The organism is Chryseobacterium sp. G0162 (assembly GCF_003815715.1).
Taxonomy (GTDB): Bacteria; Bacteroidota; Bacteroidia; order Flavobacteriales; family Weeksellaceae; genus Chryseobacterium.
This window is the reverse complement of sequence record NZ_CP033922.1, coordinates 1,251,198-1,264,467: the sequence shown is the minus strand read 5'-3', so window position 1 is coordinate 1,264,467 and position 13,270 is coordinate 1,251,198. Positions and strand designations below refer to the sequence as shown.

12 protein-coding genes are annotated in these 13,270 nt (G+C 35.5%); 8 read left to right on the top strand and 4 right to left on the bottom strand.

The genetic code is table 11. The annotated features are described in order from the left end of the window. Window positions 1-2: 2 nt before the first annotated feature. The 3 genes from EG344_RS05850 to EG344_RS05840 all read right to left on the bottom strand — a co-directional run bounded on the left by EG344_RS05850 (window position 3) and on the right by EG344_RS05840 (window position 3,464). Window positions 3-752, bottom strand: coding sequence for an ABC transporter ATP-binding protein (locus tag EG344_RS05850; protein WP_123908680.1), 750 nt, complete (start codon window positions 750-752; stop codon window positions 3-5). 41 nt (window positions 753-793) lie between these two features. Beyond that, window positions 794-2,065 carry an efflux RND transporter periplasmic adaptor subunit gene (locus EG344_RS05845; protein ID WP_123908679.1) on the bottom strand — a complete coding sequence of 424 codons (1,272 nt, stop codon included), beginning with the start codon at window positions 2,063-2,065 and terminating at the stop codon, window positions 794-796. A gap of 88 nt (window positions 2,066-2,153) precedes the next feature. Continuing rightward, window positions 2,154-3,464 (bottom strand): TolC family protein, encoded by a 1,311-nt coding sequence (locus EG344_RS05840; RefSeq protein ID WP_123908678.1) that lies wholly within the window; start codon window positions 3,462-3,464, stop codon window positions 2,154-2,156. 227 nt (window positions 3,465-3,691) lie between these two features. On the opposite strand from EG344_RS05840, the gene EG344_RS05835 reads away from it, so the two are divergent. The 8 genes from EG344_RS05835 to EG344_RS05800 all read left to right on the top strand — a co-directional run bounded on the left by EG344_RS05835 (window position 3,692) and on the right by EG344_RS05800 (window position 11,815). Next, window positions 3,692-5,386, top strand: coding sequence for a DEAD/DEAH box helicase (locus EG344_RS05835; protein ID WP_123908677.1), 1,695 nt, complete (start codon window positions 3,692-3,694; stop codon window positions 5,384-5,386). 151 nt (window positions 5,387-5,537) lie between these two features. Beyond that, window positions 5,538-6,176, top strand: coding sequence for a DUF47 domain-containing protein (locus tag EG344_RS05830; RefSeq protein WP_045494045.1), 639 nt, complete (start codon window positions 5,538-5,540; stop codon window positions 6,174-6,176). Between the two features lie 23 nt (window positions 6,177-6,199). Next, window positions 6,200-7,342 carry an inorganic phosphate transporter gene (locus tag EG344_RS05825; RefSeq protein ID WP_123908676.1) on the top strand — a complete coding sequence of 381 codons (1,143 nt, stop codon included), beginning with the start codon at window positions 6,200-6,202 and terminating at the stop codon, window positions 7,340-7,342. A 103-nt stretch (window positions 7,343-7,445) separates the two neighbouring features. Next, window positions 7,446-8,417, top strand: a complete 972-nt coding sequence (locus EG344_RS05820; protein WP_123908675.1) for a polyprenyl synthetase family protein — start codon at window positions 7,446-7,448, stop codon at window positions 8,415-8,417. Between the two features lie 74 nt (window positions 8,418-8,491). Continuing rightward, window positions 8,492-9,445, top strand: a complete 954-nt coding sequence (locus EG344_RS05815; protein ID WP_123908674.1) for a GSCFA domain-containing protein — start codon at window positions 8,492-8,494, stop codon at window positions 9,443-9,445. Next, entirely contained in the window at window positions 9,442-9,963 is a 522-nt protein-coding gene (locus tag EG344_RS05810) for a DUF4269 domain-containing protein (protein WP_123908673.1), read from the top strand. Before EG344_RS05815 ends, EG344_RS05810 begins: the two co-directional genes overlap by 4 nt. Before the next feature lie 5 nt (window positions 9,964-9,968). Then, window positions 9,969-10,733: a TatD family hydrolase gene (locus EG344_RS05805; protein WP_123908672.1), complete on the top strand. Its 765-nt coding sequence runs from the start codon at window positions 9,969-9,971 to the stop codon at window positions 10,731-10,733. Window positions 10,734-10,747: 14 nt separating this feature from the next. Further along, a complete protein-coding gene (locus EG344_RS05800) occupies window positions 10,748-11,815 on the top strand; it encodes an acyltransferase family protein (RefSeq protein WP_123908671.1) in 1,068 nt (355 codons plus the stop codon). Window positions 11,816-11,818: 3 nt separating this feature from the next. Here EG344_RS05800 and EG344_RS05795 read toward each other — a convergent pair whose 3' ends face one another. After that, a complete protein-coding gene (locus tag EG344_RS05795; RefSeq protein WP_123908670.1) occupies window positions 11,819-13,129 on the bottom strand; it encodes a DEAD/DEAH box helicase in 1,311 nt (436 codons plus the stop codon). Window positions 13,130-13,270: the final 141 nt, after the last annotated feature.

Below are 13,270 nucleotides of genomic sequence, written 5' to 3'. Positions count from 1 at the left end.
GTTTATTGATAATCATCATTGACAGGAAGAGCATCCAGCGCTTCTCTGGCAGATTTTATATTGTCATTTTTAACATCCTTAATTACTTTTCCGTCCCGCAGTGTGACTGTTCTGCTGCTAAAAGTAGCGATATCGGGTTCATGCGTTACAAAAACAATGGTACGTCCCTGTTTATGTAAATCCTGCATGAGTGCCATGATCTCGTAGGAAGTTCTTGTATCAAGATTTCCAGTGGCTTCATCGGCAAGGATCATAACAGGTTCATTCACTAAAGCCCGGGCAATAGCTACTCTTTGTTGTTGCCCACCTGACATTTGATTGGGAAGGTGATCTATTCTGCTTTCCAATTTTACGGCAGTCAATGCTTCTAATGATCTTTTGTGTCTTTCCTCTGTTGAAATTTTTGCATTGTAAAGAAGAGGAAGTTCCACGTTTTCCCTTGCTGTAGTTCTGGGAAGAAGATTGTACGATTGGAACACAAAACCTATTTTTTTATTCCTAAGAACAGCCAATTCATCTCGGTCAAGATTTTTAACATTAACTCCATCAAGAATATAATCGCCGCTGGAGGGTTTATCCAGGCAGCCCAAAATATTAAGCAAGGTAGATTTTCCCGAGCCACTGCTTCCCATGATCGTCACGAATTCTCCTCTTTCTACAGAAAAAGTAACTCCTTTCAACGCATGAACAATCTCTTCACCCATTCTGAATTCCCTTTTCAGATCCATGATATCAAGAATTTTTTCTGCCATGACTTTTTTTTTGCTAAATATTAGGTTAGATTTTGGGCTTTTTATTGTCTGGGTCCACCGCCGCCGCCTTTATTATTGTTACCACCACTTCTTCTTTGAGGCATAAACGGGCTTTTTGTCTGTCCACCGGAAGATTTTTTAGAGAGCAGCTTGTAGCCTGTGATGATATTATCATTTTTATCTAAACCAGAAATAACTTGTATTTCAGTATCACTGTCCATTCCTGTTTTAATCCTTTTGTGGGATATGGTGCTGTCTTTGGCAATAACCCATACACCGGCCTCATTTTTCTTGTCTGTACCTTTCTTCATCCCTTGCTTTTTCCCTTGCCCTTTTTCATGGGCCTTAGCATTGGCAAATGGTGAATTGATCTTGTATTTTTGAATAACCAGACTGTCTGGTCTGAAGCTGGTTGCAGCAGTCGGGATTTTCATTACATTCTCTAAAACCTGTGTGTAAATTGTAATATTTGCGGTCATTCCTGGCTTTAATTTCAAACCAGAGTTGTCAGCATTAATGATGGTAGTGTAGTTTACAACATTCGATGAAACGGTAGGGTGGAGCCGGACTTCAGCAACTTCACCATTAAATGTTTCATCAGGAAAAGCATCTACAGTAAAAGTTGCCTTCTGTCCCACCTTCACATTTCCAATATCAGCTTCATCTACTGAAGCACGAACCCTCATTTTAGTAAGGTCTTTAGCAATACTAAATAGAGTAGGGGTACTGAAGCTGGAGGCTACAGTCTGCCCTTCGCTTACATTCCTGTTGAGAACGGTGCCGTCTATCGGAGAATAGATATAGGTAAGTGAGAGGTTTTTATTAGCAGTAGAAAGCTGGGCAGTTACAGTACCTACCTGTGCTTTTGCCATATTGTATTGATTGGTGGCAATATCATAATCTGCTTTGCTGATGGCTCCTACTTTATAAAGCTGTGACTGTCGGTTGATGTTGATTTCATTGTAAGCAAGATTACTTTTTGCATTCTGAAGATTGGCTTTATACTGTTCAGATTGGAACTGAAGAAGATCCGGATCCAGAGTCGCTAAAAGCTGTCCCTTTTTTACAGTAGAATTAAAATCTACATAAATATTTTTGATAATTCCTGATACCTGAGTACCTACCGCAACAGTATCCACTGGTTGAATAGTTCCTGTGGCAGTAATAGAATTGGAAAATTCTCCCATTTCAGGTTTTACCGTTTCCAATTGGATTTTTATTTCTTTTTCTCTGATGAAGAAAAACCAGACTGCACCTATAGCAATGATGCCACCCACAACCCAGTATAACCATTTTTTATTCTTTGTTTTCATATGCTAGCCGTTTATTGTTTTTAAAGGTCATATGCAATCGCGTTATCCTCATCGGTATTTTGTTTGTAAATCATAGCGATTTCATAGTTTACTTTAGATTTATAGGGTTACCTGCATAAAATTCGTAAATCTGTTTATTGAGAACCGCAGTGTATTTAGCCTGCAGATAATTTTGAATAGACTGAATGTAAAGCAATCGTTGCTGTTGAAGCTGTACATAGTCAATACTGCCAATTTTCATCTGAGCATTCACAATATCGTAGCTCTGTTGGTTGAGCTCCATTTGTTTGGAGGCGGAATCGTATTGTGATACTGCATTTTGTAAATTGATATAGGATTGCTCGATCTGTTGGTTGAGAATCGTTTTGGTATTTTGAAGATCAAGATTAGCCTGCTCTATCGCAATTTTTGATTTTTCAATCTGCGTTTTGTATATTCTGTTATTATAAAGCGGAATACCAAGGCTTAATCCGATAGGCATGTAGAAATTATTACCTAATTGATTAAAATAATTGCCATTCCCATTGGTATAATTGGTTGAAACATTTCCTACTACACTTAAGGTGGGTTGAATAGAAGCCTGAGCCATTTTAAGATTGGTATTTGAATTTTCCACATTCAGTTCCCCATATTTTACTTCAGGGCGTTGGTTTTGGGCAAGACTCTGAACGTCTTGAAGGGATTTTAGCTGGTCATCCACCATGAGACTGTCCGGTTTTACAATCTGGAAGTCATAATTCGTCGGCAATTGCAAAATTTGTTTTAAATTAACAATATTGGTGCGCAAATTATTCTGAGCTGAAATTAAATTATACTGATCCTGAGCAACCTGTGATTGAATCTGAAGATAATTAAGTTTAGAAAGACTTCCCGCTTTATAAAGTTGATCTCCCTGTTTTAACTGGGTTTGGGTTGTTTTTAAAACATTTTCCAGTGAAATGATATTTTCTTCATTCATCAAGATATTAAGATATGCCTGTGTGATGCTTATGGTAATATTGTTTTCAGATTCCTGTACAGATAAATCAGCCATCTGAACGAGCATGTTTTTTGATGCTTCATTATTTTTAATATAATTGGCATGGTAAAGGGTCATCGAAGAATTGGCTCCAATACTTTGAGTTTGTGCTCCGGTTACGTGAAGCCCGTCATTTCCGTTAAGAGAAAAAAGACCTTGTGAAACCGTTCCGTTAAGGTTGGGATATTTTGCTTCTTTAGCCTGCAGCAGATCCTGCTGAGCTGAATTTTTTGAAAGCCTTAATGAATTGATAGAAATATTGTTCTCCTTTGCATATTCAATACAATTATCCAGGGTCCACCGGGTGGGATAATTGGGGGTCTGAGCAAATATTTCAAGCGTTATCAATGAGAATATCAAAAAGAAAAATCTGCGTTTCATAGTTTTGTTTTCGAAAATTCATAAATAATCCAGAAAAAATCAATCCAATTTAATAAAAAAAACTAATGTTTAACAAATTTTTAACCCAAAGCTTGTTTTTTTGGATTTAATTTTTCAAATATTAAAAAAGTATTAAAAGATTCTGAATTTAAGTTTGTATATTTAAAACTTTGTTCAAAAACAAGTCAAATATTTATTGTATCTTTGCAAAAATTTTAAAATAGTTAATGAATTTATTTACGGAAACCAATTTAAGTCCTGATATCCTTAAGGCAATTGGCGAACTGGGTTACGAAAGCCCAACAGAAATCCAAAAACAGACTATCCCTTTTATTCTTTCAGATATTCGCGACTTGATCGCACTTGCGCAGACAGGGACAGGCAAAACAGCAGCGTTTTCGCTTCCGATTTTGGATATGATTGACGATACGAGTCGCAAAATCCAATTATTGGTGCTTTGTCCGACACGGGAATTATGTCTTCAGATTTCTAAAGACATAAAGAATTACTCTAAATACATGGACATCAAAACTACTGCGGTTTATGGTGGAAGTAGTATTGTAGATCAGATGAGATCTTTAAAGGATAAACCACAGATTATCGTGGGAACTCCAGGTAGGGTAATTGACCTTATCAACAGAAAAGCATTAGACTTTTCTGCGATTCATTGGTTAGTATTAGACGAAGCTGATGAAATGCTTTCAATGGGATTCAAGGATGAATTGGAAACCATTCTAAGTGAAACTCCGGAAACTAAACAAACTTTCTTATTCTCGGCTACGATGAATAAAGAAGTGGAAAGAATTTCCAAAAACTATCTTACAAAACCACACCGTATTTCAGTAGGTTCTATCAACGAAGTGAAGAAGAACATTACGCATGAATATTATGTGGTAGGATACCGTCAGAAAAAAGAAGCATTAAAAAGATTAATTGATGCTAACCCGAACCAGTATTCCATTATTTTCTGTAGAACAAGAATGGAAACTCAGGAGGTTGCAGATTTCTTAATGCAGAACGGTTATGCAGCTGATGCCCTTCACGGTGACCTTTCTCAGGCACAGAGAGATACAGTAATGAAGAAATTCAGATTGAAAAACATTGATATTCTTGTGGCTACAGACGTTGCAGCAAGAGGATTGGATGTTAACTCTCTGACTCACGTTATTCACTTCTCTTTACCTGATGATCCTGAAGTATTCGTTCACAGAAGTGGAAGAACTGGTAGAGCAGGAAAAGACGGTATTTCTATGGCTTTAATCAAGCCTGAAGAAAGCAGAAAACTGAAGCAAATCAAATCTGCTACTAAAATTGAAATTAATGAGAAGTTCATTCCTACAGGTGGAGATATTATCAAAGCTCAGGTAGGAGGTGTTTTTGAAAAATTATTGACGGAACACGAAGATATTTTCGAATTTGATGACAGTTTAATTCCAGATCTAAGTAACTTTACAAAAGAAGAATTGGTGCACCAGTTGTTACAATTCCAATTGAAAGACCTTGCTTTATACTACAAGGATAAACATGATCTTGCTGAGCAGAAATTGAGCAGCAGAGATGATGATTATTCAAGAAGAGATCGTGGTCGTGATAGAGACAGAGATAGAGGAAGAGATCGAGACAGAGATCGCGGAAGAGACAGAGATCGTGGTGGAAAGCCAAGAAGAAAAGATGAAAACATGGTAAGATTCTTCTTCAACCTTGGTAAAAAAGATCACTTGAAAAAACTTGATGTTTTAGATATTATCAATAAAGCTACTGCTGGTGGAAAAACCAAGAAAAGAGCTGAAATCGGAGATATCGAGATTCTTGAGAAATTCTCTTTCTTTGAAGTTGAAAAATCATTCAAAGACAATGTTTTAAGTAACATTCAATCGATGAAATTTAAAGGAAAAGATATGAGAGCTGAAGTAGCTAACTAATCTCTTTTTATACCCTATAAAACTGGCAGTAATGTCGGTTTTTTTATTTGGTAATCAGCAGGTAAGCGAATGTTAACAAAACTTAATGTTATATAGTTTCAGGTACAATCCTTTTTTAAGAAATTTGCACTCGAATTATAAATACTAAAAAATGGGAATTGGTAATATTTTCCACGCTTTTCAACCAAAAGATAAAATCTTCTTTGTACTTTTTGAAAAGGTAACTGAAAACCTAGTTGCAATGTCTGAGGAATTCAATGCTGGAATCAAGGATTTCGATCTTAATGACGATTCAATGTTGAAAAAAATGAGTGATTACGAACATAAGAATGACGAGCTTACTCACGAAATCTTCGTAGAACTGGGAAAAAACTTCATTACTCCTTTTGATCGTGAAGATATTCACACACTGGCAACAGGATTAGATGATATTGCTGATTATATCTACGCTTCTACAAAATATATCTTCTTATACAAATCTCCTGAGATGAAAGCTTATTCAGATTTCTCTCTTTTGATTCACAAAGCATGTCTTGAAATTCAGAATGCAATGAAAAACCTTAAAGGGTTTAAGAACATGGAGCAGGTGAAAGAAGCTTGTATTAAAGTAAACTCTATTGAGAATATTGCAGATGATTTGCTTTCCAACTCAATGGTAGATTTATTCGAAACTAATGATGCAATTAACATTATTAAAGTTTCATCTGTATTGAACTATCTTGAAATCGTAACGGATAAAGCAGAAGATGTTGCCAATACAATTGAGAACATCATGATTAAATACGCCTAAAAGATAACAATACATAGCAAAAAATGGAATTTCCGATTTTACTTGTAGTTATTATTGCGTTGGCGTTAATCTTTGATTATATCAATGGTTTCCATGATGCGGCCAACTCAATTGCAACTATAGTTTCTACAAAAGTTTTAACTCCATTCCAGGCTGTACTTTGGGCGGCACTTTGGAACTTTGCAGCTTTCTTTATTGCTGCTTATATTATTGGAGAATTTAAAATTGGTAATACAATTGCCAAAACAGTTAACGAGAATTTTATCACGCTTGAAGTTATATTTTCCGGTTTGATGGCAGCTATTGCCTGGAACCTTCTGACATGGTGGTTTGGGATTCCTTCCTCATCATCACATACCTTGATTGGAGGATTCCTGGGAGCAGCTTTAATGCATGCTTTTATGATGGATTACCATGATGTGGCAGCAGCACAGCCTGAACTTGGGGTGTGGGAAACGACTAAAGAAGCTTTCAGCCAGGTAACTCATCAGGGAGTGGTAAAGTTTGATAAAGTTATTCCTATCTTCCTGTTCATTTTCATGGCACCGATCATAGGGATGATTATCTCGATCATTATTACATTAATTATTGTTCACCTTTATAAAAAATCAAATCCACACAAAGCAGACAAATCTTTCAAAAGATTGCAGTTGGCTTCGTCAGCACTGTTTAGTTTAGGACATGGTTTGAATGATGCCCAGAAAGTAATGGGAATCATTGGAGCGGCGGTAATTTATTATCACGTGAATATGCTTCAGGATGCACAGTATTTGAATATTCCTTCTGCAGGACGTTTCGATTATTTTGCTCAACACTATATCTGGGTTCCTCTGGTTTCGTTTATTGCTATTGCTTTAGGAACTATGAGTGGAGGTTGGAAGATCATTAAAACAATGGGAACAAAGATTACTAAAGTAACTTCATTAGAAGGAGTGAGTGCAGAAACTGCAGGAGCAATTACTTTATTCATCACAGATCACTTTGGTATTCCTGTATCTACCACACACACCATTACAGGGTCTATCATCGGGGTAGGATTAACAAAAAGAATTTCAGCAGTAAGATGGGGAATTACAGTAAGCTTACTTTGGGCTTGGGTATTAACCATTCCGATTTCAGCAATAGTAGCTGCTATCACTTATCTTATTGTAACTTTCTTATTTTAAGATAAAAAATCACAATTATCATATAAACTTTGTCCATTTGGGCAAAGTTTTTTGTTTTATAAAGCCTTGAAAAATCGTATTTTTGTTCAAATTATAAGATTTTATGGAATTTTTAGACAGATACCAGCAGCTTGTTGGGGACGCCATCAATAAGTATACTTTTAAAGATAAGCCTACGCAGTTATATGAGCCGATGAATTATATTATTTCCCATGGTGGAAAACGTCTTCGTCCCATTATGGTGCTGATGGCTTGTGATCTGTTCGGTGGAGATCTGAAGCAGGCTATAAAACCGGCTTTGGCTATCGAGTTTTTCCATAATTTCACCCTGATTCATGATGATATTATGGATGAGGCTCCTTTAAGAAGAAATAAGCCTACAATCCATACCTTACATGGAATTAATGTGGGGATTCTTTCTGGAGACGGATTGATGCTTAAAGCATATAAATTCTTTGAAGATCTTGAACCTGAAATCTTTAAAGCCTGTATCCGAATCTTTACCCATACTGGTCTTCTTTTATGTGAGGGACAGCAGTATGATATTAATTTCGAAACTCAGGAGAATGTAACTTTTGATGATTATATCAGAATGATTACCTATAAAACAGGAGTATTGAGTGCTTCTTCTTTTGAGATCGGAGCTTTAATTGCAAAGGCTGATTTTAAAGATGCTAAAGCGATTTTCAACTTTGGAAAACACATCGGAATCGCATTCCAGATTATGGATGATTATCTTGATGTATTCGGAGATCAGGCACAGTTTGGTAAAAAACATGCCGGAGATATTTATGAGAACAAGAAAACAGTTCTTTATCTGTTAGCAAGAGAACATGCGACAGAAGAAGAAAGAAAAGAACTGGATTACTGGTATTCTAAAAAGACTGATAACATCGATAAAATCTACGGTGTTGAAAAGATATTCAGAAGAACAAAAGTAGATGAAAAAGCCCTTCGTCTGATCGAAAAACACAATGAAATCGGACAAAGCTATCTGCAGAAAATTGATATTCCTGAAGAAAAGAAAAAGCCGTTCATTGAACTGGCCAACTATTTATTAAGAAGAGAAAGCTAAATAAGGTTGCAGATGATAGGGAGTAGGTCGCAGAATTGCCTGCTACCTATTGCCTCCCACCTAAAATCTATACAATGAAATTCAGAACAGAAGTTGATATTCCGAAATCAGAGAAGAAGATAGAGATTGAAGATAGGATATTCTCAATTGGTTCCTGCTTTGCCTCTGAAATGACTGAATTACTGAAAGATGGCCAGCTTCAGACGCTAAATAATCCTTTTGGGACAATTTTTAATCCCTTTTCCATCAATAATGCAGTAAAAAGGCTTCATGATTCGGAGTTTTATATAGAAGATGAGTTGATTGTTTATAATGAAGAATATATTTCTTTAGATCATCATACGAGTTTTGATACCAGGTATATTCATCAGACTTTAGACAAGATTAATGGAGCCATTGAAACAGGAAATGCATTCCTTCAGGAAGCTGACTGGATTATTATTACTTATGGATCTTCTTTCATTTATGAGTTTCTTCCAAAGCAAAAACTGGTAGCCAACTGTCATAAGATTCCTCAGAAATTCTTTGAGAAGAGGCTGCTTACCCATCAGGAGCTTACAGGGTCCATTTACAATACCATTCTGGAACTTAAGGATATCTGTAAAGAAGGAGTTCAGATTTTGTTTTCTGTTTCTCCGGTAAGGCATACCAAAGATGGAATGGTGGAGAATCAGTTAAGCAAGTCCAAGTTAATTACCGCCATTCATGAATCTATTTCCCTGTTTGAAGACTGTCATTATCTCCCTGTTTATGAGATTTTGATGGATGATTTGCGGGATTATCGTTTCTATAAAGAAGATATGATTCATCCAAGTACTCAGGCCGTTAATTATATTTTTGATAAGTTTGGAGACTCTTATTTTTCAGAAGAGACTAAAGAATTTATTAAAGAAAATTTTAAGATCATGCGGGCACTGGAGCATAGAACCAATGATGTAAAAGATCCTAAATTTATAGAATTCAGGGGAAAATTGGATCAGAGAATCGAAAATCAAAGAAAAAAAGTAAAACATACCATATTCAAATGATTGATTTTACAAAGATCGACTATCTGAAAACAGGAAATGAAAGGCAAAGAAGAGCTTATGAAATTCTCACAAAGCATCGCATTTTTGAAAAGCTAAAAGAGTATTCACCAATTTTAGCAGGAACCATTCCTATTGAAATTGACATAGAAGGAAGTGATCTCGATCTTATTTTTGAGGTGGATTTAAAATTTGAAGAAGACTTTCTAGATGATTTAATGTTGAGTCGCTTTATTCCTCATGATGTAGGAGTGGAATATCCCATTGTAAACGGCGAAAAATGCATTACATTAAATTTTATGTTAGAAGGGCTTCCTATTGAAATTTTTGGACAAAATAAACCTACGACTCAGCAAAATGCTTACCTTCATATGATTGCTGAACACAAAATATTACAGGAAAAAGGAGAAGAATTTAAACAAAAAATAATAGAACTTAAAAAAAAGGGAATCAAAACAGAGCCGGCCTTCGGAATGTTGCTGGGCCTTGAAAATCCTTATAAAGATCTGTTGAAATTTTAAATAAAATGATTGATACACATACCCATTTATATGCAGAAGAATTTGATGCAGATAGAAAAGAAGCCATTCAAAGAGCTTTGGATAAAGGAATTACAGAGTTTTATCTTCCTGCTATTGATTCCGAATCCCACGGGAAAATGTTGCAGCTGGAAGCTGAATATCCCGGACAGATTTTTTCAATGATGGGGCTTCATCCGTGCTATGTAAAACCTGAATCCTGGGAAAAAGAGCTGGAAATCGTTAAGAATTATCTTGACCAAAGACATTTTCCTGCAATAGGGGAGATCGGAATTGACCTGTATTGGGATAAAACAACTTTGGATATTCAGGTACAGGCTTTCGAACAGCAGATTGATTGGGCGATAGAAAAAGACCTTCCGATTGTAATCCATACCAGAGAAAGCTTTGATGAAACCTTCGAAGTGCTGGAAAGAAAGAAACATCCCCAATTAAGAGGAATATTTCATTGTTTTTCAGGAAATCTGGAGCAGGCACAGCTTGCAATTGACCTGAACTTCATTTTAGGTATTGGTGGAGTAGTGACTTTTAAAAATGGGAAAATTGATCAGTTTTTGAATGAAGTTCCTTTAGATAAAATTGTTTTGGAAACAGATTCTCCTTATTTAGCTCCGGTTCCACACAGAGGAAAAAGAAATGAGAGCTCGTATCTTGATCTTGTAGCCGGGAAGTTGGTGAATATTTATGGTAAAGATTTTACTGAGATAGACAGGATTACTACGGAAAATGCAAAGAAGATTTTTGCTATCTAAGAGATAAATTAAATATGAAAAGACTTCCTAATATTACTTCCTTGAGATTTTTCCTGGCTTTATTGGTTGTGATTTTTCATATTCCCCAGTTTTTTGATAACAGAGGATTGCCTACTTTTTATGGTTTACCTCTGTTTGATAAAGGACGTGAAGCTGTATATATGTTTTTCTCTTTAAGCGGTTTTCTTATTATCAGACAGCTGTTTGATGAAAAAAGAATTACCGGTAAAATAAATCTGAAGAACTTCTATATCAGAAGGATAATCAGGATTTTTCCCCTGTATTATCTCGTGGCCATTATAGGATTACTATACTACAATATTATTCTTCCACAACTAGGTTTTGAATTTAAAAGTGAATACAATCTATGGGAAGGAATAATTCTCCTTTTTACATTCTTTCCTAACATATTTGCAACTTTCGAACCAGGAGGGATTCTTGAAATACTCTGGTCTATAGGAATAGAAGAGCAATTTTACCTGCTGATTGCTCCTCTTATTTTGTTGATTTCTTTAAAGAATATCAAAGCATTCTTACTGATCTTCACCGTTCTATTCATAGGGTTATATCATATGCCCGGTCTTGAATTCTTAGATGAATATAGAATGATGTTTTTCTATTTCTCTTTTGCGGGATGGTGCTCTTTGCTAAAGTTTAAAACTAATAAATATTGCAATATTCTTCAGATCATAAGCGGTGTACTCCTCCTGATTTATTTTACGACAGACCTATTTATTAATAGTATGTCTGAATTTCAGTACAGAGTTTTCAGTATGGTTCTGTTTGGTTTTTTCCTTATTTTCTTTACCCAAAAAAAAATCAGTTTTTTTGAAAATAAAAAACTGATTTATCTTGGAAAAATTTCTTATGGAATCTATATGTATCACACCATTGTAATGCAATCCATAGGGTTTATTTTACTTCAATTGGTTTCAAAATACAATATAAGTGATTATGCCGTCATTGTTTCAAGTTATCTGATGATCCCATTGATAACAGTATGGATCGCGCACTTTTCATATCAGCATTATGAAAAAAGATTTCTTGCTCTGAAAAGTAGTTACAGAAACATCTCTCAGTAATCTTTATTTCTTTCTTGTAAAATTCTTATTCTTAGGCTTTTTAAATCCAGTAGAAGGAGTTTCTGAAGGGTTAGGCTTCTTTTTATTTCTATTATTGGGTCTGGAATTATTGTTAGGCCTCTTTGGTTTCTCCCCACCTGGCTGAACAGGCTTATTATTGGAATCTCTTTTCTGTGCTACAAGATCATCTGTATGGAACGGATGGTCTTTAATAATAGGAATTTTCTTCCCAATTAGTTTTTCTGTATTTTTCAGATTAAGAAGGTCTAATCCATCTACAAAAGAAATAGAAGTTCCTTCTGCTCCGGCTCTACCTGTTCTTCCGATTCTGTGTACATAGGTTTCAGAAACATCGGAAAGTTCAAAGTTGATAACGAATTTTAATTCATCAATATCAATTCCTCTTGCTGCAATATCAGTAGCTACCAGAACTCTTGTTTTCCCTGATTTGAAGTTATTAAGGGCGTTCTGTCTTGCATTTTGAGATTTGTTCCCATGAATAGCCTCTGCAGAGATATTGTCTTTTTGAAGCTTTCTGGCGATTTTATCAGCACCATGCTTTGTTCTGGAAAATACCAATACGGAATCCGCAATATCATTTTGGAGAATATGAGATAATAAATTTAGCTTGTTTTCTTTTTCTACAAAATAAACGGATTGTTTAATGGTATCTGCAGTAGAGGAAACCGGAGTAACTTCTACTTTTACAGGATTGTTCAGGATAGAATTAGCCAGTTTCTGAATTTCTCCCGGCATCGTTGCAGAGAAAAACAAAGTCTGTCTTTTCTGTGGTAAAAGTTTGATGATTCTTTTCACATCATGTACAAATCCCATGTCAAGCATTCTGTCTGCTTCATCAAGAACAAATATTTCAAGATTTTTTAAGCTAATAATACCCTGGGCAATGAAGTCAAGAAGTCTTCCCGGTGTAGCTACCAAAATATCAACACCTCTTTTGAGTGCAGCTTCCTGGTTCCCCTGTTTCACCCCGCCGAAAATAACAAGTTCTTTTAAAGGAAGATATTTACCGTAAGCATGAATGTTTTCCTCAATCTGAATCGCCAATTCTCTGGTAGGCGTTAGGATTAAGGCTTTAATATTTTTGTTCGGTATTTTATTTTTAGATAGATTCTGTAAAATAGGAATGGCAAATGCTGCTGTTTTCCCTGTTCCGGTTTGTGCACAGCCTAAAAAGTCTTTGCCTTGTAAAATTTCAGGAATAGATCTTTCCTGAATGGGCGTTGGAGTTGTATATCCCTGTTCCTGGATTGCTTTAGCAATAGGTTCTATTAAGTTTAAGTCTGTAAAATTCAAATGAATTATTTTAAAATTTAAATAAAAATTCCCTCTGTCTGAAAGAATTACATTCTGCAAAGGTAGGTTAAAAAATTAAGAACTTAATAACCTCTGTTTGATTGGTAGATCGTTGTAGGTGAGAAAGGGGAGAGATGAACA